The organism is Bradyrhizobium sp. WYCCWR15520, from assembly GCF_056174665.1.
On the sequence record NZ_JBWBWM010000009.1, the window covers coordinates 80,724 to 106,444 of the forward strand.

Genomic DNA, 25,721 nt, shown 5'->3' on the forward strand with positions numbered 1-25,721 from the left:
AGAGACGGCGATCGGGCAGGGGAAGAGTTCGCTTGAAGGTTTGCTTGGGGCGTTCAGTCAAAATCGCAGCGATCATGTTATTGCCGATCGCGCTTTCGGCCTGCGCGGCCAGCGACGAGGGCAAGCCGATCACCTTTACGGAAGATCGCGGCATCTCCAGCCAGCCATTTCCCAAAAATTACCGCGCCGAAGTGCTGGCGTTTCTGAAGACCTATCTCAACAATCCCGTCGGTGTGCGCGACGCTGCCATGGCCGAGCCGGTCGAGCGCGTCATCGGCGGGCGGCAGCGCTATCTCGTCTGCGTGAGGTTCAGCGCCCGCGAATCCGAGGGCGGCTACCGCGAGCCGCGCGAACGCGCCATCCTCTTTGTCGATGGGCGGCTCGACCGCATTATCGAAAACGCTGCCGAGCCCTGTGCCGGCGTAGCCTATGCGCCGTTCGCGGAACTTGAGAAAATGACGCGCTAGATTCACGTAGCGCTTACGTCGAGGGCGCAGAATCTTGGACGGCCGGATCCTTGCTGCCAGCTTCCTCCGGTCCCGGCCCCACACGAGAGTGTGATGATCTGTGTCGCATCCGATTAGATCGCAACAATTGACATTGCGTGGACGGGTTATTTATATCGCGTCCGATCTAATCGTGTAAGATGTAGGAGCGAGATCTAATGTCCCAGCCCGTTACGCCTGACCGCCGCCGCTTCCTCAGCGCCGCCGCCATAACCCTTGCCGCCGCACCATTCGCCCTGAGTGGTGGTCTGTTCGCCCAGTCCGGCGACGCCAAATCCGGCGCAGGGGCGGTCAAGCCGGGCACGCACACCTCGTTTGCCGCGCTGAAGCAGATCGATGCTGGCGTCCTCAGTATCGGTTACGCCGAAGCCGGGCCCACCAATGGTCCCGCCGTCATCCTGCTGCATGGCTGGCCCTACGACATCTACGCCTTCGTCGATGTGGCCCCGGTGCTGGCATCGGCAGGTTTCCGGGTCATCGTGCCGTATCTGCGCGGCTATGGCACGACGCGCTTCCTCTCGGCCGATACGCCGCGTAACGGCCAGCAGGGCGCGCTCGCCAATGACGTGATCGCGCTGATGGACGCGCTCAAGATTGAAAAGGCGGTAGTGGCCGGCTTCGACTGGGGTGCGCGGACCGCCGACATCGTCGCCGCGATCTGGCCGGAGCGCGTCAAGGCGCTGGTCTCGGTCAGCGGGTATCTGATCGGCAGCCAGCAGGCCAACGCCAAGCCGCTGCCGCCGTCGGCCGAACTGCAATGGTGGTATCAGTACTATTTTGCGACCGAGCGCGGCCGGCTCGGCTACGAGAAATACCGTCGCGAGTTTTCCAGGCTGATCTGGCAGCTCGCCTCGCCGAAGTGGAGTTTCGATGACGCGACTTTCGAGCGGAGCGCGGCGTCTTTCGACAACCCCGACCACGTCGCGATCGTGATCCACAATTACCGCTGGCGGCTTGGCCTTGCCTCGGGCGAAGCCAAATACGACGAGCTGGAAAAGCGGCTGGCCGAGTTTCCGGTCATCTCGGTCCCGACCGTCACCCTGGAAGGTGACTCCAATGGCGCGCCCCATCCGGACCCCAGCGTCTATGCCAAGAAGTTTTCCGGCAAATATGTCCACCGGCTGCTCACCGGCGGGATCGGACATAACCCGCCGCAGGAAGCCCCGCAGGCGTTTGCCGATGCCGTCGTCGAGGTGGCGGGTTACCGAGGATGAGGGAGGATACAGCCGCCGGCGGCCACCCGCCTCTGGCGGCGTTCCTGAGGCGGAACCGTGAACGAATTCCGATCACTTTTCGGCGATGCTTGAACCTCGCTTTATTCATCCCCGACATCACCTAAGCGGGAAATCCCCCGGTTAACCTCGAAAAAAACCTTACATGCGAGGGAACTGGAACGCTTTGTTGCTCTACCGTCACAGCAGCGCGCCGTCGGGTCGCAGGCCAATGCCGCAAAGCAACCTAAATGAGGTCACGTTGTTTGGATTGATATCCGCAACGTTCGTAACGGGGATAGACGATGAAGAAGTTACTGCTCGGCGCTGCCGCGCTGGCCGCCATGGCGGCTCCAGCCTTTGCGGCCGATATGCCGCCGCGCCCCTACACCAAGGCGCCGGCCTATACCGCGCCGCAGGTGGTCTATAACTGGACCGGATTCTATCTCGGCGGCCATGTCGGCGGCGCCTTCGCAGGCAGCAACTCCCTGCAGAGCAGCGACGCCCGCTTCCTTGGCGGCGTGCAGGGCGGCTTCGACTATCAGTTCGCGCCGAACTGGGTGCTGGGTGCCGAAGCCCAATATAGTTGGCTGTCCGGCGGCGGTAATAATGGCACGGTATTTCCGGGCGGCACCGTCGTGACCTCCAACACCGACCAGCTCGGCTCGGTGACCGGCCGGCTCGGCTACACCTGGGGCCCGGCGCTGCTCTACGCCAAGGGCGGTTACGGCTGGCGCGACGGTAACAATCTCGGGGTATCGGTGGCCGGCGTGCCGACGGGCTTCACCACCAATGGCAACCGCAAGGACGGCTATACCGTCGGTGGCGGCCTTGAATACATGTTCGCCCCGAACTGGTCGGCCAAGGCCGAGTATCAGTACTATAATTTCGGCAGCACCACCTTCACCTCAGGCCCGGCTGACATCACCGGCCGCAGCTTCCGCGACGACGAGCACACCGCCAAGGTCGGCGTGAACTACCGGTTCGGTTGGGGTGGCCCTGCCGCTTCCAGATATTGACAGCGACTTTGCTATCAGCTGCGCAAAGGCCGGCTTCACGCCGGCCTTTTTGTTTTGGGAATGCGGAAGGCGAGTGTGCGACGCAGGTTTTAGCGGTCGCAAAAAAATTTCGCGCTGCATGCAACTTTTCGTCATGATCCGATATTATGGTTCCGGCCGGCTGGTGGGACAACGAACATGCGTGCTTTTGCGTTAGGGCTGATCATTTCCGCAGCGGCGTCTCCGTGCCTTGCCCAAACTGTCCTGAAATCCGAACCGCTTATCCTTGCTCCCTATGAAATCGCCTTCGTGCAGGATCCCTCATGCGGGGTCGGCAAGGTGCGCAAGGTAACCGGCGCGATCAGGGGACTGCAGCGGCGCAAGGCCTGTGTCACCCTGTCTGCGGAACAGGCATCGCTGGCCTCGGCGACGCCGTAAGATCCGATTTGCCGCTCGGATGTCGTCCCGGCGAAGGACCCATAGGCCGAGGCTGGTCGCTTGTCTGGCGTCCGACCGTCTTTTTGACGCCAACTGCCTTATGACGCCAACTGCAATTCCGTCTGCGCGTCGCGCTCGGCGTCGGCCTTGTTTCGGGCCGGGTCTTCATGCGGCTCGAGCTGGCACGGCTTGATCTCGTAATCGTGGTCCAGCACCGGACGGGGGCCGGCATTGCCTCGCTCGGATACAACGTCGACCACAAGGCCGCTCTTCTGGGCAATCTTCCAGACATCGGCCGCGGTGGGATAAGCCTTGCTGAGCTTGGCATCGTTTGAGAACAGCGCGTAGGGCATTGTCGGCTCCGGTAAAAACGGTCAACGCGGAAGCCAGGTCCGGGTTTCGGGCTTGGCTGCCATGTCGCCATTCCACAGGCTGTTTCAGGAGCAAATTGGCTCGTTTCGGCCCATTTTCGTGGAGTCTCTGAGTCTTTAACGAGCCGTAAATCCCGGAAAAAAGAATCCCCGAGACTCCCCGGCCAGAATCGCCGGATGGTTCCGGCCATGAGAACGAGCCTTCAGACCTCCTGCCAGCGTGTTCAACTCACGCTGACCGTTTGCCTGCTGGTCGCCTGCGCGGCCAACATGGCGCTGGTCTATGCTTGGCTCTGAACGTCGCACGCATATCGGGGAGGGCGGTCCGGCGTCTAACGTCTACTTCGTCGGCGGCTCTCCTTCCCGGAGCGAGGCGTGCACCCTGGCCATGGTCGCGCTGCAATAGGCCTCCCGCTCGCGGTTGAACCGCTCTTGATGAGCGCGGAAATTCGCGACCCGCGCCCTGATCTCGGCCTGGAAATCGTCTCGCAGGTCGAGACGCGGGAGGGGAGCAGGCCTTGATAGCTCCTTCGACATGTCGATTGGCGCGGGGACGGCGGGCGTCGTCTCTACCAACACAGTGTTGATGTCGGGCAACGGCATGACAGGCAACGGCATGTCGGGCAATGGCGCGGCTGCGCGGGCGGACTCGACTAGCTCGACGGCGGGCAGGGCAACCGGCGCTGCGATCGTCTTCTCGGCCTCCGGCATCTTGCCGGTTACCGATTGCACGAACGCCATCGTCTGCGCGATCAGGAGATCGCGTTCCTTCATCCATTTCATGGAAACACCTCGGCCCAAGCCACTCCATCAAACGGCTTTTGTGGAATCAAGCGGCCGCGGAGGTAACGGTGGATAACACCTTTGCTTTTGCGCGCAAGGTGACAAAACGGTGACAGTTCGGTCTGCTGGCGGGCAGATGCGGGCGTCACGCCGAGCGACGATGTCACTCCTGCAAGCGCGGGTTGTTTAATGCCGGCGCTAGCGTTCGCGGGGATTTGTGTTCGGGACGAAGGGCGCGCCGATCACGCGGACCGGCGGCTGGTCGTTGACATAGATGATGCGCTTGTCGGCTGTCGGAGCCTGCTCGACGCCGGTGGCTCGATCGGCGAGCCGAACCGGCTGGTCATCCAGCCCAAACAGCATCGCGCCTCCTGCAATCGCCACGCTGACCAATGTGACGGCAGCCAGCAGAACCATGTTGCAGTTTTCTTCGCGAATTCTCATGGAAGGAAAACGTAAGGAGCGGGCCCTGGTTCCTGGCGCGTCAGCGGCGAGCGGAGCAAGTGCAGGGTGCGATCCGAGAACCATGCTGGAACTGCACTTTTAACGAGCAGGTGATCCGCGAGCTTTTACCAGTGCGCGAGCCTGGTCCGATATGAGTTGCCCCAAACAAAATTGCCGGCCGAAGCGCTGGCTAACCCTCGAAACTATCCATATGTATGCTTGCATACATACAATGGTTGCATTTATACAACATGATAACCCGGCAGGTTGAGCTGTCGCTGTGCGGATTCTGTTACTGACATGAACGTTCATTTTAGTCCGGGAGGCTGGATTCAATGGCCTGACTACGAAGAATTCTCGATCGAATTCGTGAAGCTGCTCGGCATGGCCCAGGAAGGCGGCTCGTTGATATCCGAATGCTTCCTTGCTGCTAGCCGAATTGATCCAAGCGACGGCGGCGAGTCCTGGTATCGGGAATGGACGAGGATGGCGGAAGCCAACAATGCGCGCGCCAACGCTTCCCTGGAGCGAGGTCATGTACTGACCGCACAAAGCAACTGGCTCCGCGCCCTCAATTATTATCAGGTGTCAGCGTTCGCATTCGATATCGCCGACAAGAAGCAGCAGGGCGCAATCGAAGCCATGCGAGTCTGCGCTCGCCGCTACATCTCACATTTGACGCCTGCCGGCGAGGTCGTGGAGATTCCCTGGCAGGAAGGTCACGCGCTGGAAGGATATTTTTTGCCAGCGGCAACTTCTGGTCGCGGACCTGTCGTCATATGCATGGGCGACCCGGGGCATCGGAAGGAGGAATATCTCTTCAAGGTCGCGCGCTACGCCCGCGAGCGGGGAATGTCGCTGCTGGCGGTGGACCTGTTTGGCTCGGACGCAAGCACCAAATTCGAAGACGTCGTTGCTCCCCCCGACCTGGAAACGTCGATCAGCCACGTAGTGGACTACCTCACGATGAGGGATGATATCGACGAACACCGGATAGGAATTCTCGGTGACGGGGCAGGATCTTCCTTTGTGGCGCGCGGCGTCGCTCTCGACAATCGTTTCACCGCGGCGGTTTGCGACGGCGGAATTTGGGATATGCAGGAGCGGGCTTTTCTGATGGGCCGTCTTCCGTCGGGCCCCGGGAATGCTGGGGCTGACGGCGGCTGGCTCAGGCGAAAATTCCGCTGCCCAGTCCTGATTACCTTGGGCGCAGAGGGCTGGCTCGAAAGCGACCGCGCGACCCATCTGTTCGAACGGTTGAAGGTCGATCAGCCCGACATTTCACTAAAAATCTTCGAGGGCTCCGAAACGGCCTCCGCGCAAGGGCATAGCGACAATCCCACGCTCGCCAACGAGTTCATTTTCGACTGGATGGCCGACCGTCTCAAGTTGGCAACGAACTAGAGCTTGATCCGGACCCGCAGGGCCGCGTAGCGGTTTTTCCTCGCGATAAACGCGAACGCGTTTGCGCGGAGATCACGCTCAAACAAAAAGATAAAACGGGATGATGCTTCGAAGAAAACTCATCGCGCTTTAGCCGGGCGGCAGCAATTCATATGCCTATGGCAACCTTCAGGCTGGCCTTCTCAAGGCGGTTCTTCAGTGCCGAGAGTTTGCTGGTAAACTCGCTGAGTTCACGGTCACTGAACTCCGCAAAGATGAAGTTGTTGAGCTCCTCCTGCTGAGAAGCCAGGCTTGCGATGTGCTTATAGGTCTTGTCTGTCAGGGACATCTGCACGACCCTGGCATCGTCCTCCGATGCCTTCCGGCGCATGAAGCCTTTCTTCTCGAGCATTTTCGACTGGGTCGTTACGAAGGACGGGTCAACGTGGAGCATCTTTGACACCACCTTCACCGGTACGCCCTCTCCCTGATCCAGATCGGCCAGCGCCATCAGGATCATCCATTGCGGGCCGCTGATGCCGAGGGCTTTTGCCCAGAAATAGCGAATCTCCTGGAGATGCACGTTGATGGCGGCGATCTCCCAGGCGAACTGCCGGGCGATGTCGTGATTCTGCCCGCCGAACTCATGCGAGGCTCCGCGCTTGGCGCGGCTTGGCGAGTCCGGTCCCTTCCGGGTTTCCTGTCCCATGGCGCTTCCAGCTCCAAGTCTGCCCGAAGCAGCTTAGCTGATTTCATAACAAATTCATCCAATTGCGGAGAGTACATGCGCCATTTCGGAAGCAAATTGGCCTTTGGGGCTGTGTGGCACCGGCGACACAGTCGTTTGGTATCGATATAGCTGAGTTCATAAAGTATTTTGATTACGTAAGTTGCGCATGCATAGTTCTGAAGACGGTCAGGGGGGTCCTCGATCGTTCCGTTTTGGTGGTTCGCTTAAGTCCCTCGCGTTCATGCGGGTGTGTCCGAAGGCGCGAAGCGACTGAGCGGTTTTCATGAACGGGGGCGGGCCGTCCTCTGGGGGATAAGTCAGAGGTCCGCCCTCGTTCTGCAGAGAGCAACTTGGAGGTTTAACATGAATATGATCAAGAGCCTTGTTCTCGGCTCAGCGGCGGGTCTGATCGCCATGAGCGGGGCGCAGGCGGCCGATCTTCCGGTCAAGGCCAAAGCGGTCGAGTACGTGAGGATCTGCTCCCTGTATGGCGCGGGTTTCTTCTACATCCCGGGCACCGACACCTGCATCAAGCTGGGTGGTTATCTGCGCGTTGACACCACGTTCAACGGCGGCGTCTATGGCGGTCCGTTCTATAACGGCGACGGCGGCCAGGGCAATCGCTACCGCGATTACTTCCTCTCCCGTTCTCGTATGGCGCTGACGGTTGATACCCGTACCGCCACCGAATACGGCGTTGTCCGCACCTTCGGTCAGGCCGACTTCCAGTTCCAGAACTTCGGAACGACCAACCCGGGCACTGCCGCCACCACCGGCCAGCCCCTCAACAACGCGCTGCTCTCCACGGCAGGCGGCGGCTATGTCGCGGTTGAAATGGTGTTCATCCAGTTCGCTGGTTTCACCTTCGGTAAGTCGGCTTCGGCCTACGCGACCCCGTGGAATGGCTATCCGGGCAACAACAACTCGTACCTGATGGGCGGTCCGGACTACGTCACCGGCGTCAACAACATCCAGTACACCGCCCAGTTCGGCAACGGCGTGTCGGCCACCATCGGTCTCGATGATCCGTCCGTCTTCAACCGCACTGCGGTCTGGAACATTGCCAACGGCATCAATGTCAACGGTGTCGGCACCAACGCCTACAGCGGCGTGCACGCTCCCGACATCGTCGGTAACATCCGCGTCGACCAGGCTTGGGGTCTGTTCCAGATTTCAGGTATGGCTCACCTCGTGAGCGCTACCTACAACACCCTCGGCGCCGGCGGCGCTCCGACCAACCTGTCGGAAATCTCCGGTCACCCCGAAGACAAGTGGGGCGGTGCGGTGACGGCTGCCTTGCAGATCAAGAACCTCCCGACCGGTGCGGGCGACGACATCAAGATCGACGCCACCTACGCCAAGGGTGCCACCAAGGCTGTGATCTCGACGAGCGGCGGGTCGCCGAACTTCGCGATGTTCGGTGACACCGGCATTGCCGGCGGCTACCAGAGCGTTGGCTTCGGTGCCGTCTCCGACGGCCTGTACCTGCCGGGCGTCACGAACGGCATCATCCTGACCTCGGCTTGGGGTATCCGTGGTGCGTTCAACCACAACTGGGATCCCTACTGGTCGACCAGCCTCTGGGGCAGCTACGCCTCCGTCCGTTATGACGGTGGTGCCAACGACAACCTGGCTGGCATCGCGTCCGCCAAGGGCGTCTACTGCGCAGCCTTCGCGGCAACTCACGCCGGTCAGACCGGTGTTGCTGGTAACGGTACCTACAGCTGCAACCCGGACTACAACATCGCCCAGGTTGGTGTGGTCACCCGCTGGACTCCCGTCAAGAACCTGACGTTCTCGGCTGAAGTCGGCGCATTCTTCCTCGACCAGAAGATGGCTGGCAGCTCGACGTTCACCGCGACTGCTCCGAAGCCGAATGCTCTGTACGAGTTCAAGGACCAGAGCACGGTGTTCCTGAACGTTCGCGCTCAGCGCAACTTCTGATCCCGAAAGACTTGAAACACTAGGAGAACCCCCGGCAGGCAACTGCCGGGGGTTTTTCTTTGTCTGATGCTCATCTTCGCAAATGCTGGCCCGGCATCAGGTGATGCGTAGACGGCGGAAAGAGATCGGTGGACTACCAGAAAAAGTCTGGAAACGATAAAAAATGGAAAAATGTGATTTACTCATGTAATTATATAATCTAATATGGGCTCAAGTGGTCAGTTGCTAGCTGGCTGCCTGTTGATCTTGAAGGGGCGCAATACTCCTTCATGATAAACCTCCGAAACCTCCGGCAATGCCCTGCCGGAGGTTTTTACTTTTTCAGGGCATGTGCATTCCATGATTCGGAGCGTGCCGCGCGAGCGGCGGCTTCCTCTCGGCAAGAAAAGCTCTGCTGTCGGAAGTGGGCACAAAAAAAGCGGAGTGCTGCGTGCCTTGAGACTTGGGACATGGTGCCGGCTGAGGGGATTGAACCCCCGACCTTCGGTTTACAAAACCGCTGCTCTACCGCTGAGCTAAGCCGGCGAATTTGAAGCGATAGGCGAGCGTGAAATATTCCCGCCGTGGGCCGATCTTCGCGGCTCGAATACCAGACTTGTCCGCAAAGGGCCAGAACCTCGGCGAGTCTCTCGCCGTCGGCCGCGCATGAAAAAGGCGGCCTTTCGGCCGCCTTTTCGTGCTGATTCGGCTGGTCTCACTGGCAGATGTGCCTGCGGCCGTCGTCGCCGCGGAACCAGGTGCCGGGGGTGCAGACAAAGCCGTTGCGCCGGGCGTATTCGTCGCCGCCGATCGGGGCGGCGATGGCGGCCGGGGCAGTGGCGATCGCAGCCGCAGTGCCGACCGCGCCGCCGCCGACGCCGGCTGCGACATCGGCGGGCCAGAAGCCACTGTTGTCATAACGGTTATAGCTGTTGCGCCAGGCGCGGTCTTGATAGGCCTGCCGCTGGTAGTAGCTGCTGCCATAGGGGCTTCCCGGTCCCCGATTCTGGCAATTGGCGTTCGGATAGAACTGCGCGCAATAGCCGGGATTGTAGATGACCTGCTGCGCCAAGGCGGGGGTTGCCAGCGCGGAAGCGAAGATCGCGGCGGCTAGCATTCCATATCTTGTCATGGGGAGTACTCCATTGCGGGGAGACGCGAGCCAATCGTGCATATGCTTGATCGTTCCTCGGCAGGCGCGCGCGCCGAGACAAACCAGCGTGATGCCCTGCGCGGATCGGCGCGAGACCTTGCAATTTCGGTTGTGCGATCTCCACACTGGTGTGAAGTTCCGTCCGCCGCCGGTTGATCAGCCACGAGAAATTCAGGGAAATGCACGCAGACGCGCGACGTCGATTACCGTCATTTCCTACGGCAACACGCTGCACGGGTTCACCAACCCGGCTGCCGACGGTTCGATGATGCGCGCCGCGTCTGCAACGAGCAGGCCGACCGCCGCTCCTGGGCGTCGATGAAAAGCCTGTTCGATGAAGTCTTGACCTGACAAAGACTTCCAGCTGGTATTTCATGGCGTTTTCGAGCGAGCCTGGCTCGGACTTGACCCGCGGGCGGGCTACCGGTTCGTGTGAAGAAGACGCAGGCAAAATCCAAAATGAGAAGTTCGGGCTTGAGCCGGACTTCAACTGATACAGCGAGCAGGGGGCGTATGTTCGGAATTCTGGGGCTGGGGTTCTTGCTGGGCATGCAGCATGCGCTCGAAGCCGATCATATTGCCGCCGTCTCCAGCATCGCCGCACGCCGCAGCCATGTCGCCGATATCGTCAAGCACGGGCTGACCTGGGGGCTCGGCCACACGCTCACTCTGTTCGTCTTTACCGGCGCTGCCATCCTGCTCGGCCGCGCGATTCCGGACGGTTTTGCCCGCCCGATCGAGACCGCCGTCGGCCTGATGCTGGTCGGCCTCGGGGCGCATGTGCTGTGGCGGCTGTGGCGCGACCGCGTGCATTTCCACCGGCACGGCCATGACGACGGCACGGTGCATTTCCACGCCCATAGCCATGCCGGTGAAACCACGCCGCACGCCCGCGCGGCGCACGCGCATGACCACGGCTTCCGCTGGCGGACCCTGCTGGTCGGGTTGATGCACGGCATGGCAGGCTCAGCTGCGCTTCTGGTGCTCGCGGTGACGCAGGCCTCCAGCCCCGCCGTTGGGCTCGGCTATGTCGCGCTGTTCGGAGTCGGCTCGATGATCGGCATGGGGGCGCTGTCGACAGTGATCGCGGTGCCGCTTGCGGTCTCTGCGCGCTCGCTTACCTGGGCTAACCGCGGCCTGCAGGGGGCCGTCGGCCTTGCCACGATCGCGATCGGAATAATGACGGTGGTCGAGACGGTGCTGGCCTGAGGCCCGGCTCGCCTCGGCGTACAGGCCGGTGAACAATTATAGCGTGCTGGGAGGAGACAGGATGAAACGCCGAGATTTTCTGGCCGGAAGCGCCGCATGTTCGTTGGTCGCGGTGACAGGCAAGGCGTTCGCGCAGGCCGGGCCGCTGACCAGGATCATCTTTCCGTTTGCGGCCGGCGGCGGCGGGGATGCGCTTTGCCGGCTGCTGGCGCAGCACATCGCCCCATTGCTCGATCGCAACATCATCGTCGAGAACCGGACCGGCGGCGATGGACTGATCGGCATCAAGGCGGTGAAGGGGGCTCCTCCCGACGGCAGCACCATCCTCGTCACCACGGGGCCGACGATGTATCTGCTGCCGATGGTCGAGACCACACCGAGCTTCGACGCGGCAAAGGATTTCGTGCCGGTCAGCCAGCTCACGCGCTTCGAGTTCTGTGTGTTCGTCGGTACAGCCGTCCCGGCCGACGTCAAGGACTTCAAGCAGTTCGTTGCCTGGCTGAAAGCCAATCCGGACAAGGCGACGTTCGGCGTGCCCAGCAACGGCACCATTCCGCATTTTACGGGATCTCGGCTCGAGCAGGCGCTCGGCGTCAAGCTGACCCGCGTGGCCTATCGTGGCAGCGCGCCGATCATCAACGACCTCGTCGGCGGCCATATGCCGTTCGCGATTTCCACGCTGACCGATGCCATCCCGCAGCATCGCGCCGGCAACGTCCGCATTCTCGCGGTCGGCAGCGCGGCTCGTTCGCCGTTCTTGCCGGAGGCGCAGACCCTGCGGGAGAGCGGCGTCGATCTGGTGGCGGATGCCTGGTACGGCATGTGGCTGCCGGCAGGCGCTCCGCTGGATTTTGCAAAAAAGCTGAGCGAAGCGGCCGCCGCCGCGCTCGCCAAGCCGGAGGTCAAGGAAAAGCTCAGCGCCATCGGCCTGATCCCGGTGGGCTCGACGCCGGAAGGCCTGACGAAGGAACTCGCCGCCAACACCGCCTTCTGGCAGCCGATCGTGAAAGAGACGGGCTACAAGATTACGAATTGAGGATAGACGCTCGGCCGATCAGACGAAAAATGGCCCCCTTGGAGGGGGGCCATTTTCACTAGTCAGCGTCTTCACTAGTCGTCCCAGTAATGACGCCGGATGACGACGCCTCGGTCGCCATAATAGTTGCGGTGATACCATCCGCGATGCAGGCCACGATCGCGTTCATAGAATCCGAAACGGGGACCGCCGTAGTAACGGTCGCCGTAATAGTCCCGATCGCCGCCCACATAGACGCCGAATCCGCCTGCGCTTGCGGCCGTGGGCGCACCGACGGCGACAATCGCCAAAGCGGCCAGCACGTAAGCGAGTTTTCTCATTGTTCCTCTCCACTCGTTGTACCGCGAATAAAACGAATGCCGACGTGGCCTGTTGCAGGGAACACCGAGAAACTTTCTTGAATGCATGTTCACCATCATGGCAATGAATGATCATTGCACCGATGGCACCGCGATGCGCGCTCGATCTAGGCCGGTGCGGAGTCCAAAAATCTGCTTAAATCCGGAGGTGCATCAAGCATTGACCAAAATCGACCTGGCATAGAAGCTTGGCATAGAAGGAGGGTTCCTTGGGCCGTGACGGTAGAGTGACGCACAAGTCGCGTGAAAACCCTGCTGCAGAATAGTTTGTCATGCGACCGATCTTCCATCCGAGCCTGGTCAACGGTCGCTACGGCGACCCGACGGTCTATGTGGAGACACTGTTCAAAACGCACAGTGTGCTGTTCGATCTCGGGGAAATCGCGTCACTGTCACCGCGGAAGATACGACGCGTCGATCGGATCTTCGTCTCGCATGCGCATATCGATCATTTCGTTGGCTTCGATCATCTGCTCCGCTTGCTCGTGGGACAGGAGAAAACCATACATCTTTACGGCCCAGCCGGCTTTGCCGAGCGTGTCTTTCACAAGCTTCAGGCCTATCGATGGAATCTGGTCGAGAGCTACGGCGCCGATCTGGTCTTTGTGGTCAGCGAACTTGAGACGCCGAACTCCATCTCGACCAGGCAGTTCCGGTTGAAGACGGCTTTTGCCGCGGAACCGCCAGTGTCGAAGACAATTCTTGACGGCGTCCTATGTGACGAGCGGGCCTGCCGCGTCTCAGCCGCCATCCTCGAGCATGGCACGCCTTGCCTCGGCTTTGCCCTGCAGGAAGCGGCCCATGTCAACATCTGGAAAAATCGACTATCCGAGCGCGGGCTTCCGGTCGGTCCGTGGCTGCAGTGGCTCAAGCAGGCGGTTGTGGAAGGCCGTTCGGACGATCATTTGATACGGATCGATGGTGCGGCAGCTTCGGGCGATCGCCTCGAGCGGCTTGGGTGCCTGCGTGACCTCCTGACGGTCACCGCCGGCCAGAAAATTGCTTATGTTACGGATGTTGCCGATACGCCGGCCAATCGCGCCGCCATCGTGGCGCTCGTTCAGAATGCGGACATCCTCTTCATTGAGGCGGCATTCGCGGGAACGGATGCCGCGTTGGCGAGGGACCGGGCCCACCTTACAACGACGGCTGCCGGAGAAATTGCGCGGAAAGCCAATGTGCGCCGTATCGAGCCGTTTCACTTCTCTCCGCGCTATGCGGGAGACGAGGTGCGGATGCTGGCCGAGGTGATGACGGCGTTCGGGGATCCTGCATCTGACGCAAGAACCTGAGCGGTATTTCATGCTCGAGGAAAGACATTTGCCGGCTAAGCATCGGAAATGGGTGCGGCTCTTTCTGTGCGGCGATGTCATGTGCGGCCGCGGCATCGACCAGGTGTTGGCGCACCCCTGCAGCCCCGAGATTTACGAACACTACCTGCGATCGGCGGAGGAATACGTGCTGCTCGCCGAGCTGGCGAACGGGCCCATTCCGCGGCGCAACGGGCCCTCCTACGTTTGGGGCGCCGCACTGGGCCAGTTGGAGCGCATGCAGCCGGATGCGCGGATCATCAATCTGGAAACGGCTGTGACCCGCAGCAACGACCGCGTGAACAAGGGAATTAACTACCGCATGAGCCCCGAGAATGCAGAATGTCTCGCGGCGGCCGGGATCGACTGCTGTGTATTGGCCAACAACCATGTGCTCGATTGGGGCCGCGCCGGCTTGCTGGAGACGCTGACCACCTTGCAGAAACTCAACGTCAAGGCGACGGGCGCAGGACGCAACGATCATGAAGCGCGCGCACCCGCGGTGCTGATGCTTGGCAAAGTGCGGCTCTTGATCTTTTCGTTTGGATCGACATCGAGCGGCATCCCTCTCGAATGGGCCGCGACGTCAGACGCGCCAGGCGTCAACCTGCTGCCTGACCTCTCTGAGACGAATGCGTCTGACGTCGCCGACCAGGTCATGGCGATCAGGAGGCCGGGCGATCTCGTCGTCGTTTCAATCCATTGGGGATCCAATTGGGGCTATCACATTCCCCATGAGCAGCAAATTCTGGCCCGTGCTCTCATCGACAAGGCAGGCGTGTCGATCGTTCACGGGCATTCTTCGCATCATCCGCGAGCGCTCGAAATTTATCGAGACCGCCTCATTCTGTATGGCTGCGGTGATTTCCTGAACGATTATGAAGGCATCGGTGGTTACGAGCGCTACCGCGACGACCTTGCCTTGATGTATTTCGCCGACCTGGATCCGACGAGCGGAAGCCTTCATGCGCTCAAACTGGTTCCACTGCAGATCAAGAACTTTCGTCTCTCCATTCCAACGTGGCGGGACATCGAATGGATCCAGCAGACCCTGGATGGGAAATGTCAGCAGTTTGGAACAAGGGTCGTTCTTGATTCCGAACGGCAGCTTGTCGTTGTCGGCTCTGGGGCAGGGACCTAACTCTGGTCACAAGCCGGCGTCGCAGCATCGAACCAAGGAGCGACCGGCCAAAACGAAGCCCTTACCCCAGTCAAGGCGCCGCAGGCGCCACTCAGCCGAGCGCCGAGGTCTTCGCCGACGATGAGCTTCGGATGAAGGTCTGGTGTTGATCGGCCCGACGAGAGCGTCTGGCTGACTTCGACGATGCGCCCTTGGGGCATCGCGCTCGACGCTCGCCTGAGCCGGCGCTGCATTCTGGTCGCCCGCCAACAGCTTTTCCAACCAGCTGAAAATTGACACATTTGCCACCCGGGATCTTATGGCTTCATCCCGATCTTCTCCCTGATCGCGGAGTTGGGAGCGTCACGTCCGAGCGATTGCGCTGGTGCTTGGCGTCGCGGGTAATGCGTGTAGTCACGAGACGGTCAGGACTGCTCGGCTGAACGGCAACACCTGCGGGAAATTATCGCATGGGTGCCGGTTCCCCAGACAGGTACGGTGCTAATCGCCTGAATTACTACATGATTTGTCAATGCTGGTATTCGCGCGCACGCGATGGGCTGCGAAATGTGCCGCGCGCTTTGACTTGATGATGATTCCCGGGTTTAGCTACCCTAATTTCTCTGATGGGAGTTGGCCATCGAAGCAGGTGCGCCGGGTTTTCGGTTGACCCATCTGGTCGCATCTGCTGACAGCAGGGGATGAGCACCGCATGGGTTCATATTTTCGGCGGCAGCTTGCGGATTACGTTGAATATCATCGTGACCCCTGGAACTGCGCGATGCATGTCTTCGGCATCGTGTTCCTGTTCCTGGCCGCTATCCTTCCGCTCAGCCTGTGGCCGATCACGGTATTCGGGATTCAGACCAGTGCGGCAACCATCGCTGTCATACCGGTGCTAGTCTATTGGTTGTTGCTCGACTTCGCGCTTGGCGCCGGGATCCTTGCAGCCGCGGTCGTGTTGCTCTCAACCGCTGCCGTGATCGTTGGTCATACGACGACTGTCGGCATGTGGTCACTTGCGGCCGTCTTCATTGTTGTCGGCGTCGCATCGCAGATTATTGGGCACCGCGTGTTCGAGGGGCGGCAGCCGGCGCTGGTCGACAATCCGACCCACCTGTTGCTGGGCCCAATGTTCGTCATGGCGAAGCTGTTTATCGCGTTGGGCTTTCGGCGCGATCTCGCCATCATCATCCAAGGGCAGCCGCAAGGTGCTGCATCTTGATCGCGGATAGTTCAGCTCGAGTGCACCTGTAGCATGACGCGCATACTGGTCACAGGCGGTAGTGGATTCATCGGGAAGCACCTCGTCTCGGCGCTTATCGCGCGGGGTCGGCAGGTGAGGGTGCTCGATCTTCAGCCACTGCCTCGCGCATTGGCGCAGGTCGAGTCTGTCAGGGGATCGGTGCTTGATCGGGACCTGGTGGACCGCGCGATGGACGGGGTCGACGAGGTCTATCACCTGGCTGGCCTGCCGGGGATGTGGATGCCGCGCAAGGCCGATTTTCACACCGTCAATTTCGGTGGCACCGAGATCGTCATTGAGACGGCGCGCAAGCGCGGCATAAAGCGCTTCCTGCACTGCTCGACGGAATCCATTCTATTCCGTGCCTCGCCATCGATGGCTCCTGTCGATGACGATGCGTTGCTGCCGGACGACATGCCGGGTCCATACACGCGCTCAAAAATGCTCGCCGACCGGTTCGCGATGGAGGCGGCCGCATCCGGGTACCCGGTCGTTATCGGCTGTCCCACCATGCCCGTTGGGCCCTATGACCACAACGTTACCCCGCCAACGGCGATGCTCCGGTATTTTCTCAACCGACGCCTTCAATTGCATCTTGATTTTGTCGTGAACCTCGTCGATGTGCGCGACGCCGCCGAAGGGCTGATCCTGGCGATGGAGCGCGGACGCGCCGGACATCGCTACGTGCTCGGTGGCGAAAGCATACCGCTAAGACGCGTTCTCGAACTCATGGCTGAGGTCAGCGGCCGTCGCGTCCGGTGCATTCACGTGAACGGCAAGATCGCCGAAATGGTCACTGCAACGCTGGAGTTCATCTCCGATCACGTGACGCGCCGGCCTCCGTCCGGTACGGCCGAAGGCGTTCGTATCGCATTGCGGGCGGGGGCGTTGTCGATCGAAAGAGCGCAACGAGAGCTGGGCTATGCGCCGGGTCCCGTAGAACCCGTATTGCGTGAAACCATTGCGCATCTGCTTGATGCCGGCAACAATCAACCTGAATGGGACTCAGCGCCGAGTGCTCGCTCTCGACCGTTTCACGTCGAGCGCCGGCTCGGCGGTTGATCCCTTCGTTTAAGGCGGTCCACAAACATGCAATGGTTTACTTTCGCCTTGAGTGGCTGGACCACGACCTGGCCCACACAATTGCTCGCCATCATCTGGATTTTGTGGGTCATCAGCTGGGTCGTCGCATCGTTCTGGTCCGGGCAGACCAAAAAGAATGTGATGAGCTCGGACTCGCTCAAGTACCGCTCTCTCATTTACATGGGAGCGACTCTCTTCTTGCCATTGACCGGCAAGCTCCTGGGGGAAACGCCGCTCTGGCAGTTTGGCAATTTCGGCGTCTATGTGCTGGCTTGCCTTGTCCTTGCGGGGATCTCGTTCACCTGGTGGGGGAGAATTCATCTCGGACGTTTCTGGTCGAACGCGATCACTCACAAGGAAGGCCATCAGGTCATTGACACCGGCCCCTATGGCATGGTGCGCCATCCGATCTATACGGGGCTTATCGCCGGGATGCTGGTGACGGGTATCGCGGTCGGAACTGTGACTGCGATGCTGGGTGCGGCGCTGATCTCGCTCGGGATGGGCTTGAAGGCCCGCATGGAGGAGGGTTTCCTCACGGCAGAACTCGGCGCGGATGCCTATGGATCGTATTGCCGCCGCGTCCCGATGCTGATTCCGTTCCTGCGACCGACCTGACGCTGCAACATCTGCAATCTATCGTTTCGGTCGCGGTGCCGGTGATGTCGCGACAGGTGGCACAAGACGGCGCGGAATCAGGACGCGCTGGCCAACTGACAGCGGTGCACTGTCCGAATACTGATTGGCCTGGGTCAGCGACCACAGCGGTACGTGGTTAAGCGCCGCAAGCCTCTGCAAGGTATCGCCCGAACGGGCGAATTGCTGCGTGCCGCTGTCCCACAGCTCCAACGGGGCATCGGGAGGAACGACGTAGCGCAGCGGCAGCGCCTCTCCCTTGGGCGGCAAAGGCGTCGCCGGAAGCTGTGCAATTGCCGTCACCAATTGCTCGTGGACGGAATCCATCTTGTCGATGTTGATGTGGGTGACTTCCTCGTGCTGCTTCAGATCGAAGCTGGCGTAGTGACCCTGGTAACCCTGCTCCGCCACCACGTCGCCGCCGCCCAAGACGCTGTCGGACAGGAAAATGTTGATGAAGCGCTCGACGTTCAGCGGCACCTTCGGGCTTGCGTGAGCAGGATCGATGGTGACCACCAGGCTTACCGAGATGTTTTCGGATTTCAGAATCCCGGCGAAGGTCAAGGCGCACAGTCCGCCCATCGAATGACCGATCAGGACGATCGGCGCAGCATTGTCACGGTAATCGCGGATAGCCTGATCTGCGATCAGCCGGCAAATGGTGAATTCATAGACGTCGGCCCGAATACCGGCTTCCTGGAGGCGCTTGGTCAGGCGGTCCATTCCGCGCGAAAAGATCGGACCGAGCGCGCCCCGGAACAGATAGACGCGCGCCTGCGGCTGGGTCGCGGCCGGAGGCGCATCAGGAGCGACCGTCGCGACAGCAGGGGCCGTGCGTGCGACCGGATCGGCCACCGCCAGATTGCAAGCAGCCGACAAGATGCAGGCGGAAAGGGCCGTACGGATCATCACCGCCGCAACCTGCGTGGGACTTGTCATGCACATTCCGCTCGCGATTTGGGCGTAAGGCTACGCCTGACCCTGAATGCCGGCCGGCCGCGCCACCCGACGCTCTCGGGGTGATCTATCGTCGAGAAATCGGCAGAATTTGCGGCGCTTCAGCGACGGCGTTTGTACTACTGGCGTACCGCTGCGGCGCGTGCCGCGCCTGATCTTGACGCGTCTGCCGCTCCAGGCTGCCGCGGCTTCGGCGCCCTCGAAGCCGGTGCGGATCGGTCGAACACGACTGCGTCGATCTCGCTGATCACCTTCCGCTGCATGATCTGGTTCTTTTCGATGGACATGTGCCCGACGCCGGGAACGTTCTGCACATTGATATTCTCGAGCTTGCCCTGGAACTGCGCGGTCTTCGCAACCGGCTCGCCATTGCCGTTGGCGATGTAGAAGTTGACGTAGCGTCCCACGCGCCCCGACAGCCTGGTGCGGAACACCGAATCCAGGCCGATGGCCAGCTTCACAGGAGCGCCGAGCTGATCCAGCTTGGCGACCATGTCGGGCAGTGCAGTCGCACCCGAGGAATGGCCGACCAGAATGATCGTCTTGATCCGGCCGCTCTTGTACGCGATGGCGGCTTCGTCGGCGAGTGACGACCACGAGGCGAAGTTCGCGACTGTGACCGGGATACCCTGCGCGCGCAGTTGTGCCGCAATGTCATCAAGCCCCAGCGAAAAAATATTGAGCACGCCGCGGAGCAGATAGACGTGAGCAGTCGAGGCTGCCGACGCGGTACTCGGCGCTGCCAGCGTTGGACTTGCGCCGATCGGCAGGAGCAGCAGAAACGCAATCGCGATCGCATGCAGTCGACGCCACGATGCCCGGCGGGAAAAGGATGACCAGCCGATAGATCCGATATTGCCGCGATAGGGCTTCATTGCGCGCCTCAAGGGGACTGCAAGGTGTTTCGCCGGGCGACCGTAGCGCCCGGGCGCTCGGAACCGCAATAAACGTGGCGTGAGCGGCCGCAATTTACCAACACGACGTGTCGCCGCCGCAACACCGAGGCGCCTCGATGGTTTTGCCAGGCGCCCGGAGCAGAATAATTGGCGCGTGCGGGGCCGGTCGCTTAAGGTTTTATCCCGATCCGTTCCCTGATCGCACCGAGTTCCGCCTCGTCCCAGATGCCGATCAACATGCCGTTCTTAACCTGCAGCTGCTGAGCCGCATAGGCCGCGATCTTCGCGTTCGGCGTGGTGATGTGCATCTTCGGATGCAGCGCCCAGTCGAACAGCTCCGACTGCAGCCGCGCCACGATTTCGGCGCATGAAGGATCGGCGCCGCGGTCGACCAATTCCTGCGGATCGGTTTCGAGGTCGTACAGCATCGGCCGGAACCCGGAGGCGTGAATGAATTTCCAGCGCCCGTCGAAAACCATGAACAGGCGGCATCGATCGATCGGCTGGTTCAGCATCACGCGGACGTCCTGCATGGCGTAGTCGTATTCGGAGAACACCACCTTGCGCCAATCAGCAGGCATCGTGCCGTGCAACAGCGGCATGAGCGACCGCCCTTCCAGGACATGATCCGGCGGCGTGCCGCCAAAGTAGTCGAGGAAGGTCGGCGCCAGGTCGATCGCCTCGACCAGCGCGTCGCTGACCGTGCCGCGCGTCGCGTCGGCAGCGCTTGAGGGATCGATCACGATCAGCGGAATCTTGGCCGACTGTTCGTGGAACAGATCCTTCTCGCCCATCCAGTGATCGCCGAGATAGTCGCCATGGTCCGAGGTAAACACGATCATGGTGGTGTCGAGCAGGCCGCGCGCTTCGAGGAATTGCATCAGCACGCCCATCTGGTCGTCGATCTGCTTGATCAGGCCCATATAGGTCGGAATGACTTTTTCGCGCGCTTCGTTGCGCGACATGTTGCGGGAGTAGCGCATGTCCATATAGGCGGCGAACACCGGATGCGCGTTGGCGCGTTCCTCCTGCGAGCGGATCACCGGCTGCACGTCCTCAGGCCCGTACATGCTGGCGTAGGGCTCCGGCGCAATGTAGGGCCAGTGCGGCTTGATGTAGGACAGATGCAGGCACCATGGCCTGCCGTCATCTTCGGCTTCCGCGATGAACTCCATCGCGCGCCGCGTCATGTAGGGCGTCTCGGAATGCTCGTCCGGCACGCGCGCGGCCTTGTCGGCGTGGACGAGAAGCCAGCCGTTCTGCAGGCTGCCGTCATCAGCCGCGCCGGAATTGGCCCAGTGCTCCCACGGATTTTCAGCGTCAAAGCCGTGCTGGCGCAGGTAATTGTCATAAGCCGGCCGCGGCCTGCCCGTCGGATGCAGGCCGTCGTCGCGCTCATAGGGCTCGAACCCGCATTCGGACACATGCACGCCGATGATCGAGTCGGGCGGAATGCCGAGGTTCTTCAGCCCCTCCAGGTCCGGCGCCATATGCGTCTTGCCGACCAGCACGTTGCGCACGCCGATCTTCTTTAAGTGATCGCCGAGCGTCGGCTCCCCGACGCGCAACGGCCAGCCGTTCCAGTGCGAGCCATGCGAGCGCATGTAGCGGCCGGTATAGAACGACATCCGCGACGGGCCGCAGATCGGCGACTGCACATAGGCGTTGGAGAACAACACGCCGCGTTTGGCCATCGCATCGATGTTCGGCGTCTTCAGCACGCCATGCCCGGTACAGCCGAGATAATCGTAGCGAAGCTGGTCGCACATGATCCAGAGCACGTTCTTCGCAGGTATTTTGGGCGTCATCTCAGGCATTTCGGCTGGCGTTGGGGGGCGGGATGGTGCGATATCGCCGTGCAGATAACAATCGAGCGGCGGTGCGGTCCAGCGGCGTTAACGATTGGATAGCGCCATTTCTCGCAATTGAGCGGCGATCCAGCCCTGCGCGTTAGCCTTACCGGCAGTTTGGCCAGCCGCCTTAACCCTTGAAATCGCCAGTTGCATTAAATTGGGACTCTAGGAAACCGGGATCCCAGGCGATGCGGGTTGGCGCGACACTGGCAATTTTGGCGGCGATGACGTCGACGGCCTTCGCCGGCGGCGGTTTTGAGATCGTGATTCCGGGCCGTCCTAGAGTTCCCATCATCATTAATGGCATCGACGCATCCTATGCGGTGGTCGAGGGCGACTGGGGCCTCGGCAAGGGCACCCATGTCCAGCCGACCATTTATGGTGGCCGCTACATCGATCCGGTCCCGCAGGTCGGCCGTTATTATCCGAGCGCTGGCCGCATGCCCGGTTACGGGCGCCTCGAAATCGAGCCGCCGGCGAACCGAAGATTGCCGCAGCCGGCCGAGAGTTACCATCAGTCCTGGTCGGCGCAGTCAGCGCCGCTACCGGCACAATCCAACGTGCCCGTCGATCCGCCCGAGATCATCTACGCGCCGCAGGATGACCGACGACGGCCGCACCGCCTTCCGCGCTGAGAAAAATTACGACAACGAAAAACATCGACAGGAGAGAGTAATGCGTCAGATACTTAAAGGATTGGTGGCGGCGGTGGCCGTCATGGCCGCAGCACCCGCGATGGCCTGCGGTTATTACGCCCCTTGCGCAGCGCCGGTCTATGTCGCCCCGGTCGCGGCCTACGGTTATGGTTATGGCTATGGCGGCTGCAACCCCTGCGGCTGGGTCCGCGAGCGTCTGCCCGATCCGGAGCAGCAGTATTATTGGATCAACCAGGGCCCGACCTATAGCGGTCCCGGCAATTTTGCGCCGTATCCCGTCTATCGCGAAGGTTCGGTCTCCGGCTACGGCTATGGCTACAACCGTCCGTACTATCGCGCACAGCGCTACGGCTATTATCGCGGCCAGCGCGTGCTGCGCCGCTACTACTGATCCAATCGTAGCTTGAAAGCTTCGACGCCCGTTCGCTTCCGCGAGCGGGCGTTCTTATTTCATAAGTCCCAATCGGCTCGCGCCGATATAGAGCGCCAGCACGGCGGCGTTCGAGACGTTCAGGCTCTTGATCTCACCGGGCACGTCGAGCCGCGCCACCACGCGGCAGGTCTCGCGGGTCAGTTGCCGCAGGCCCTTGCCTTCGGCGCCCAGCACCAGCGCCAAGGGCTGCTGCAGCGCCACCGCGCCGAGGTTCTCGGTCCCCTCGCTGTCCAGCCCCACCGTCATGAAACCGCGGTCGTTCAACTCGGTCAGCGCGCGCGCGAGATTCTGCACCGTCACCAGCGGCACCAGTTCCAGCGCGCCGGAGGCGGATTTTGCCAGCACGCCGGTGGCCTCCGGGCTGTGCCGGGCGGTGGTGACGATCGCTTTCACCGCAAAGGCCGCTGCCGAGCGCATGATCGCACCGACATTGTGCGGATCGGTGATCTGATCGAGCACCAGCACGATGCCTTGCTGCGGCAGCGTATCGATATCCGGCGAGGGCAGGGGCTCGGCCTCCGCCAACATGCCCTGATGCACCGCGTCGGGGCCGAGCCGCTGGTCGATCACGCTCGGCCGGACGATGTCAGGGGGAACGCGGGTGTCGATATTTTCGTCCGCCAGCCGCCGGGCGGCGTTTTCGGTCAGGAACAGTTTTCGGATCCGCCGTTCCGGGTTGGCCAGGGCGGCCGAGACCGTGTGCCAGCCATAGAGAATCACCGGCCCGTCCGGGCTCGATTCCCGGTCGCGCTGGCCCGGCGGACGGGCGAATTTCCGCCCTTTTTCGAAGGGTTTGCCGCCACCACGGCGGAACGGCGGCTTTCGGTCGCGATCGCTCATGGGGAGCTTGTGTCACGGGTCCCCGAATATGGCAATTTGGCCCTCATGAGCGCGTTTTTGGTGCTCCGCGTTGGTTGACTTTGCCACCCCCCTTCGCCCATAAACGCGCCGGCCGCAGCCGGTTCGATCCGCGCTTTCGGCCTCAGCGTCATCCATGGTCCGGTCCTCCGCCACTCGGGCGGCTGGTTCCTGACGCTGACGGACGGGGAAGTGTCCCGAGTGGCAAAGGGAGCTGACTGTAAATCAGCCGCCGTATGGCTTCGAAGGTTCGAGTCCTTCCTTCCCCACCAGCCTTCGCTCGCGAAGCGAGAGAAGGCTGCCACGCCGAAGCCCAACGGGCGAAGGCGGGCTGTGGCCGCGAGCTACGGCTAGGCGAGCCAGTTTTCCCAATGCTTCGCTCGCGAAGCGAGCTACGATGCGCGCAAGTCTCAAGGCTCGGCAAGAATGTCGTTTGAGTTCGATGATAATGTGATTGCCCAACTGTGTCCTATCACCCTGTCGGCAAGACCTCTGACTGCATCCGTTGATCTACATCAATCTAGTGTCCTGCAATCGGCACACGCTCCCTCGGCAACCCCAGGGAGGGACTCGCCATGCTCCGATCTATTCTCGTTGCTCTTGCATCAGCCGTGCTGGTCACCGCAACCCTCATTCCGGATGACGCCTACGCTCGCCGTGGTGGCGGCGGCTTCCGTGGCGGCGGGGGCGGCTTTCACGCCGCTGGCGTCCGCGGCGGCGGCATGCAAGCCGGGCGCATCGCACGGCCATCGCATCCGATAGCGGGCCGTCCGATAGCAGGTCGTCCAGTCGCGGGTTATCCGGGCCGCGGCTATTACCGTCCGGGTTGGGGCTACGGTGCTGCCGCTGTCGGCGCGGCTGCTGCGGCGGGCGCTTACGGCTACTACAACCGCTCTAGCTGTTACTATGACAGCTACGGTCAGTATGTTTGCCCAGGGCAATATCAGTATCAATATTGATGCAAGCAACGTGCAGGATGGTGCCTGATAGCGCCGTCCTGCGCTGGCTTCTTCAAACCCGGCTCGAAGCGTCAAGCCTGACCGGGGTCGCTCGCTGTTTCCGGCAACGCCTCGCCGGGGAGATAAAGCCTGATCGGCCGGATTTCGTAGACCGCAGACGGATTGGCGCGGCGCAGGTCGCGTGCGATCGCGATCGCTTCGTCCTCATCGGCGCAATTCAACACGTACAGACCCAGCAACTGCTCCTTGGTCTCGGCAAACGGCCCGTCGATGACCGTTCCCGCGCCCGGACCGCGCAAGGTGCGGGCTTCCGCCGTGCCGCCGAGCCGGGCCGCCGGTCCGAGCAGCTTTTTCGCGTTCAGCCGCTCATGTACCGCCAGCAGTTCGGTCATCAGGGCCGCGTCCTCCTGCGGGGTCCAGGACGTGACCTCGGCTTCGACGTGATAGGCCAGCATGGCGTAGAGCATCGCTTTCTCCTTCACACAGCTTTTCAATCAGAGCCGAAGCTCCAGGCGGGCCGGACTGGCCGCCCTTCCGAGGACGTTTCGCCGCAGCCGATCCCGACAAACGGGTAGCCCACGAAACAGTCCGGAAACACGATATACCCGTTGCCCCTTGAACGTGCCTTGGCAAGCCCACGACTGATGAGCAGAACGCGAGCCAACGCGCACCATTCACGGAGACGGTCATGCGAAGCAAGGCAGCCACGATCATATGCGATGCCGCAAGGTCCTGCGCCTCGCCGTCATCGTCGCTGTCAGGCGATTGGCACGACGTCACCGGCCATCACCGCTACTACGGTAGTTCAGCCATCAATGGCGGCGAGCGCATCGTCGAAGACCGCCGCGGTCGGCGCCCGCGCTTCGTCAATCTCTGCGGCTTTTGATCAGCAAATAAAAAAGCGCGGCGGGATGGCTCCCGCCGCGCTCCAACTTTTGTGCTCGCTGGTCCAGGCCTGAGAGCGCCCGGAGCCAAGCCTTCAACAGGCCTAGCGGGCGATCCCAGCGAGGTGACAGCGCTTGGTATAAGACACTGGATCACCTCCTTTCATTGTTGATGGAAGCAGCAATATAGGTGGCGAATCGGCCCCTGTTAAGGGGTGGGGGCCGGGTCGCACCGGGCCTGCACAGGGTGTTCGGGAGGAGGGCCGGCGGGGCGGGTTGAGGCCGC

28 protein-coding genes and 2 tRNA genes are annotated in these 25,721 nt (G+C 61.5%); 18 read left to right on the forward strand and 12 right to left on the reverse strand.

Going from position 1 to position 25,721, the window contains the following annotated elements:
- The first annotated feature begins 74 nt into the window (after positions 1-74).
- From AC0QUY_RS12210 to AC0QUY_RS12225, 4 genes are all read left to right on the forward strand, one after another.
- The gene (locus tag AC0QUY_RS12210; RefSeq protein WP_475387011.1) at positions 75-467 is read left to right on the forward strand and encodes a hypothetical protein; all 393 of its coding nucleotides are present in this window, start codon (positions 75-77) and stop codon (positions 465-467) included.
- Positions 468-664: 197 nt separating this feature from the next.
- Positions 665-1,720 (forward strand): alpha/beta fold hydrolase, encoded by a 1,056-nt coding sequence (locus AC0QUY_RS12215; protein WP_475387012.1) that lies wholly within the window; start codon positions 665-667, stop codon positions 1,718-1,720.
- 302 nt (positions 1,721-2,022) lie between these two features.
- Entirely contained in the window at positions 2,023-2,736 is a 714-nt protein-coding gene (locus AC0QUY_RS12220) for an outer membrane protein (RefSeq protein WP_475387013.1), read from the forward strand.
- A gap of 177 nt (positions 2,737-2,913) precedes the next feature.
- Positions 2,914-3,153 carry a hypothetical protein gene (locus tag AC0QUY_RS12225; protein ID WP_475387014.1) on the forward strand — a complete coding sequence of 80 codons (240 nt, stop codon included), beginning with the start codon at positions 2,914-2,916 and terminating at the stop codon, positions 3,151-3,153.
- A gap of 98 nt (positions 3,154-3,251) precedes the next feature.
- Here the strand turns inward: AC0QUY_RS12225 and AC0QUY_RS12230 are convergent, their stop codons facing one another.
- From AC0QUY_RS12230 to AC0QUY_RS12240, 3 genes are all read right to left on the reverse strand, one after another.
- Positions 3,252-3,506 carry a hypothetical protein gene (locus tag AC0QUY_RS12230; protein WP_161853878.1) on the reverse strand — a complete coding sequence of 85 codons (255 nt, stop codon included), beginning with the start codon at positions 3,504-3,506 and terminating at the stop codon, positions 3,252-3,254.
- A 357-nt stretch (positions 3,507-3,863) separates the two neighbouring features.
- The gene (locus AC0QUY_RS12235; RefSeq protein ID WP_475387015.1) at positions 3,864-4,307 is read right to left on the reverse strand and encodes a hypothetical protein; all 444 of its coding nucleotides are present in this window, start codon (positions 4,305-4,307) and stop codon (positions 3,864-3,866) included.
- 198 nt (positions 4,308-4,505) lie between these two features.
- The gene (locus AC0QUY_RS12240) at positions 4,506-4,724 is read right to left on the reverse strand and encodes a hypothetical protein (protein ID WP_246738165.1); all 219 of its coding nucleotides are present in this window, start codon (positions 4,722-4,724) and stop codon (positions 4,506-4,508) included.
- Between the two features lie 396 nt (positions 4,725-5,120).
- Between AC0QUY_RS12240 and AC0QUY_RS12245 the strand changes: the two genes are divergently transcribed.
- The gene (locus AC0QUY_RS12245; RefSeq protein ID WP_475387016.1) at positions 5,121-6,155 is read left to right on the forward strand and encodes an alpha/beta hydrolase family protein; all 1,035 of its coding nucleotides are present in this window, start codon (positions 5,121-5,123) and stop codon (positions 6,153-6,155) included.
- Between the two features lie 148 nt (positions 6,156-6,303).
- Here AC0QUY_RS12245 and AC0QUY_RS12250 read toward each other — a convergent pair whose 3' ends face one another.
- On the reverse strand, positions 6,304-6,843 hold the full coding sequence (locus AC0QUY_RS12250) for a MarR family winged helix-turn-helix transcriptional regulator (RefSeq protein ID WP_161853882.1): 540 nt from the start codon (positions 6,841-6,843) through the stop codon (positions 6,304-6,306).
- Positions 6,844-7,227: 384 nt separating this feature from the next.
- Here AC0QUY_RS12250 and AC0QUY_RS12255 point away from each other — a divergent pair, with 384 nt between their 5' ends.
- Positions 7,228-8,808, forward strand: a complete 1,581-nt coding sequence (locus AC0QUY_RS12255) for a porin (RefSeq protein ID WP_161853883.1) — start codon at positions 7,228-7,230, stop codon at positions 8,806-8,808.
- A gap of 450 nt (positions 8,809-9,258) precedes the next feature.
- Here the strand turns inward: AC0QUY_RS12255 and AC0QUY_RS12260 are convergent.
- Together AC0QUY_RS12260 and AC0QUY_RS12265 are read right to left on the reverse strand one after the other, a co-directional pair.
- Positions 9,259-9,333, reverse strand: a tRNA-Thr gene (locus AC0QUY_RS12260).
- Positions 9,334-9,502: 169 nt separating this feature from the next.
- On the reverse strand, positions 9,503-9,919 hold the full coding sequence (locus AC0QUY_RS12265; RefSeq protein ID WP_475387017.1) for a hypothetical protein: 417 nt from the start codon (positions 9,917-9,919) through the stop codon (positions 9,503-9,505).
- 534 nt (positions 9,920-10,453) lie between these two features.
- On the opposite strand from AC0QUY_RS12265, the gene AC0QUY_RS12270 reads away from it, so the two are divergent.
- Positions 10,454-11,149 (forward strand): sulfite exporter TauE/SafE family protein, encoded by a 696-nt coding sequence (locus AC0QUY_RS12270; RefSeq protein ID WP_475387018.1) that lies wholly within the window; start codon positions 10,454-10,456, stop codon positions 11,147-11,149.
- Positions 11,150-11,210: 61 nt separating this feature from the next.
- Positions 11,211-12,185, forward strand: a complete 975-nt coding sequence (locus tag AC0QUY_RS12275; RefSeq protein ID WP_475387019.1) for a Bug family tripartite tricarboxylate transporter substrate binding protein — start codon at positions 11,211-11,213, stop codon at positions 12,183-12,185.
- 74 nt (positions 12,186-12,259) lie between these two features.
- Here the strand turns inward: AC0QUY_RS12275 and AC0QUY_RS12280 are convergent, their stop codons facing one another.
- The gene (locus AC0QUY_RS12280) at positions 12,260-12,505 is read right to left on the reverse strand and encodes a hypothetical protein (protein WP_161853888.1); all 246 of its coding nucleotides are present in this window, start codon (positions 12,503-12,505) and stop codon (positions 12,260-12,262) included.
- A gap of 311 nt (positions 12,506-12,816) precedes the next feature.
- Here AC0QUY_RS12280 and AC0QUY_RS12285 point away from each other — a divergent pair, with 311 nt between their 5' ends.
- From AC0QUY_RS12285 to AC0QUY_RS12305, 5 genes are all read left to right on the forward strand, one after another.
- Positions 12,817-13,836, forward strand: a complete 1,020-nt coding sequence (locus AC0QUY_RS12285; RefSeq protein ID WP_475387020.1) for a ribonuclease Z — start codon at positions 12,817-12,819, stop codon at positions 13,834-13,836.
- Positions 13,837-13,846: 10 nt separating this feature from the next.
- Positions 13,847-14,995: a CapA family protein gene (locus tag AC0QUY_RS12290; RefSeq protein WP_475387021.1), complete on the forward strand. Its 1,149-nt coding sequence runs from the start codon at positions 13,847-13,849 to the stop codon at positions 14,993-14,995.
- Between the two features lie 691 nt (positions 14,996-15,686).
- Positions 15,687-16,199, forward strand: a complete 513-nt coding sequence (locus AC0QUY_RS12295; RefSeq protein WP_475387022.1) for an Mpo1 family 2-hydroxy fatty acid dioxygenase — start codon at positions 15,687-15,689, stop codon at positions 16,197-16,199.
- A 33-nt stretch (positions 16,200-16,232) separates the two neighbouring features.
- On the forward strand, positions 16,233-17,282 hold the full coding sequence (locus AC0QUY_RS12300; protein WP_161853893.1) for an NAD-dependent epimerase/dehydratase family protein: 1,050 nt from the start codon (positions 16,233-16,235) through the stop codon (positions 17,280-17,282).
- 27 nt (positions 17,283-17,309) lie between these two features.
- The gene (locus AC0QUY_RS12305) at positions 17,310-17,921 is read left to right on the forward strand and encodes a methyltransferase family protein (protein WP_161853894.1); all 612 of its coding nucleotides are present in this window, start codon (positions 17,310-17,312) and stop codon (positions 17,919-17,921) included.
- Positions 17,922-17,939: 18 nt separating this feature from the next.
- Here AC0QUY_RS12305 and AC0QUY_RS12310 read toward each other — a convergent pair whose 3' ends face one another.
- From AC0QUY_RS12310 to AC0QUY_RS12320, 3 genes are all read right to left on the reverse strand, one after another.
- Positions 17,940-18,878, reverse strand: a complete 939-nt coding sequence (locus AC0QUY_RS12310; RefSeq protein ID WP_246738168.1) for a LysM peptidoglycan-binding domain-containing protein — start codon at positions 18,876-18,878, stop codon at positions 17,940-17,942.
- Between the two features lie 137 nt (positions 18,879-19,015).
- Positions 19,016-19,771: a hypothetical protein gene (locus AC0QUY_RS12315; RefSeq protein ID WP_475387023.1), complete on the reverse strand. Its 756-nt coding sequence runs from the start codon at positions 19,769-19,771 to the stop codon at positions 19,016-19,018.
- Positions 19,772-19,962: 191 nt separating this feature from the next.
- A complete protein-coding gene (locus tag AC0QUY_RS12320; RefSeq protein ID WP_475387024.1) occupies positions 19,963-21,600 on the reverse strand; it encodes an alkaline phosphatase family protein in 1,638 nt (545 codons plus the stop codon).
- A gap of 233 nt (positions 21,601-21,833) precedes the next feature.
- On the opposite strand from AC0QUY_RS12320, the gene AC0QUY_RS12325 reads away from it, so the two are divergent.
- Complete coding sequence (locus AC0QUY_RS12325) at positions 21,834-22,280, forward strand: hypothetical protein (RefSeq protein WP_475387025.1); 447 nt, start codon at positions 21,834-21,836, stop codon at positions 22,278-22,280.
- A 40-nt stretch (positions 22,281-22,320) separates the two neighbouring features.
- Positions 22,321-22,692 (forward strand): hypothetical protein, encoded by a 372-nt coding sequence (locus AC0QUY_RS12330; RefSeq protein WP_161853897.1) that lies wholly within the window; start codon positions 22,321-22,323, stop codon positions 22,690-22,692.
- A 54-nt stretch (positions 22,693-22,746) separates the two neighbouring features.
- On the opposite strand, the gene AC0QUY_RS12335 is transcribed toward AC0QUY_RS12330, so the two are convergent.
- Positions 22,747-23,574 (reverse strand): TrmH family RNA methyltransferase, encoded by an 828-nt coding sequence (locus AC0QUY_RS12335; protein WP_475387026.1) that lies wholly within the window; start codon positions 23,572-23,574, stop codon positions 22,747-22,749.
- Between the two features lie 204 nt (positions 23,575-23,778).
- Between AC0QUY_RS12335 and AC0QUY_RS12340 the strand changes: the two genes are divergently transcribed.
- A tRNA-Tyr gene (locus AC0QUY_RS12340) sits at positions 23,779-23,864 on the forward strand.
- A 303-nt stretch (positions 23,865-24,167) separates the two neighbouring features.
- Positions 24,168-24,551, forward strand: coding sequence for a hypothetical protein (locus AC0QUY_RS12345; protein WP_475387027.1), 384 nt, complete (start codon positions 24,168-24,170; stop codon positions 24,549-24,551).
- Positions 24,552-24,622: 71 nt separating this feature from the next.
- Here the strand turns inward: AC0QUY_RS12345 and AC0QUY_RS12350 are convergent, their stop codons facing one another.
- A complete protein-coding gene (locus tag AC0QUY_RS12350; protein WP_475387028.1) occupies positions 24,623-25,018 on the reverse strand; it encodes a YciI family protein in 396 nt (131 codons plus the stop codon).
- A 221-nt stretch (positions 25,019-25,239) separates the two neighbouring features.
- On the opposite strand from AC0QUY_RS12350, the gene AC0QUY_RS12355 reads away from it, so the two are divergent.
- Positions 25,240-25,437, forward strand: a complete 198-nt coding sequence (locus AC0QUY_RS12355; protein ID WP_475387029.1) for a hypothetical protein — start codon at positions 25,240-25,242, stop codon at positions 25,435-25,437.
- The last annotated feature ends 284 nt before the right edge of the window (positions 25,438-25,721 follow it).

Bases quoted from the DNA above. Each gene is read 5' to 3' on its own strand.
- AC0QUY_RS12270 (WP_475387018.1), top strand. From the start codon at position 10,454: ATGTTCGGAATTCTGGGGCTGGGGTTCTTGCTGGGCATGCAGCATGCG.
- AC0QUY_RS12310 (WP_246738168.1), bottom strand. From the start codon at position 18,878: ATGACAAGTCCCACGCAGGTTGCGGCGGTGATGATCCGTACGGCCCTT.
- AC0QUY_RS12275 (WP_475387019.1), top strand. From the start codon at position 11,211: ATGAAACGCCGAGATTTTCTGGCCGGAAGCGCCGCATGTTCGTTGGTC.
- AC0QUY_RS12280 (WP_161853888.1), bottom strand. From the start codon at position 12,505: ATGAGAAAACTCGCTTACGTGCTGGCCGCTTTGGCGATTGTCGCCGTC.
- AC0QUY_RS12325 (WP_475387025.1), top strand. From the start codon at position 21,834: ATGCGGGTTGGCGCGACACTGGCAATTTTGGCGGCGATGACGTCGACG.
- AC0QUY_RS12210 (WP_475387011.1), top strand. From the start codon at position 75: ATGTTATTGCCGATCGCGCTTTCGGCCTGCGCGGCCAGCGACGAGGGC.
- AC0QUY_RS12240 (WP_246738165.1), bottom strand. From the start codon at position 4,724: ATGGTTCTGCTGGCTGCCGTCACATTGGTCAGCGTGGCGATTGCAGGA.
- AC0QUY_RS12335 (WP_475387026.1), bottom strand. From the start codon at position 23,574: ATGAGCGATCGCGACCGAAAGCCGCCGTTCCGCCGTGGTGGCGGCAAA.
- AC0QUY_RS12295 (WP_475387022.1), top strand. From the start codon at position 15,687: ATGGGTTCATATTTTCGGCGGCAGCTTGCGGATTACGTTGAATATCAT.
- AC0QUY_RS12285 (WP_475387020.1), top strand. From the start codon at position 12,817: ATGCGACCGATCTTCCATCCGAGCCTGGTCAACGGTCGCTACGGCGAC.
- AC0QUY_RS12300 (WP_161853893.1), top strand. From the start codon at position 16,233: ATGACGCGCATACTGGTCACAGGCGGTAGTGGATTCATCGGGAAGCAC.
- AC0QUY_RS12230 (WP_161853878.1), bottom strand. From the start codon at position 3,506: ATGCCCTACGCGCTGTTCTCAAACGATGCCAAGCTCAGCAAGGCTTAT.
- AC0QUY_RS12225 (WP_475387014.1), top strand. From the start codon at position 2,914: ATGCGTGCTTTTGCGTTAGGGCTGATCATTTCCGCAGCGGCGTCTCCG.
- AC0QUY_RS12305 (WP_161853894.1), top strand. From the start codon at position 17,310: ATGCAATGGTTTACTTTCGCCTTGAGTGGCTGGACCACGACCTGGCCC.
- AC0QUY_RS12290 (WP_475387021.1), top strand. From the start codon at position 13,847: ATGCTCGAGGAAAGACATTTGCCGGCTAAGCATCGGAAATGGGTGCGG.
- AC0QUY_RS12220 (WP_475387013.1), top strand. From the start codon at position 2,023: ATGAAGAAGTTACTGCTCGGCGCTGCCGCGCTGGCCGCCATGGCGGCT.
- AC0QUY_RS12315 (WP_475387023.1), bottom strand. From the start codon at position 19,771: ATGAAGCCCTATCGCGGCAATATCGGATCTATCGGCTGGTCATCCTTT.
- AC0QUY_RS12345 (WP_475387027.1), top strand. From the start codon at position 24,168: ATGCTCCGATCTATTCTCGTTGCTCTTGCATCAGCCGTGCTGGTCACC.
- AC0QUY_RS12235 (WP_475387015.1), bottom strand. From the start codon at position 4,307: ATGAAATGGATGAAGGAACGCGATCTCCTGATCGCGCAGACGATGGCG.
- AC0QUY_RS12355 (WP_475387029.1), top strand. From the start codon at position 25,240: ATGCGAAGCAAGGCAGCCACGATCATATGCGATGCCGCAAGGTCCTGC.
- AC0QUY_RS12250 (WP_161853882.1), bottom strand. From the start codon at position 6,843: ATGGGACAGGAAACCCGGAAGGGACCGGACTCGCCAAGCCGCGCCAAG.
- AC0QUY_RS12330 (WP_161853897.1), top strand. From the start codon at position 22,321: ATGCGTCAGATACTTAAAGGATTGGTGGCGGCGGTGGCCGTCATGGCC.
- AC0QUY_RS12320 (WP_475387024.1), bottom strand. From the start codon at position 21,600: ATGACGCCCAAAATACCTGCGAAGAACGTGCTCTGGATCATGTGCGAC.
- AC0QUY_RS12350 (WP_475387028.1), bottom strand. From the start codon at position 25,018: ATGCTCTACGCCATGCTGGCCTATCACGTCGAAGCCGAGGTCACGTCC.
- AC0QUY_RS12255 (WP_161853883.1), top strand. From the start codon at position 7,228: ATGAATATGATCAAGAGCCTTGTTCTCGGCTCAGCGGCGGGTCTGATC.
- AC0QUY_RS12215 (WP_475387012.1), top strand. From the start codon at position 665: ATGTCCCAGCCCGTTACGCCTGACCGCCGCCGCTTCCTCAGCGCCGCC.
- AC0QUY_RS12265 (WP_475387017.1), bottom strand. From the start codon at position 9,919: ATGACAAGATATGGAATGCTAGCCGCCGCGATCTTCGCTTCCGCGCTG.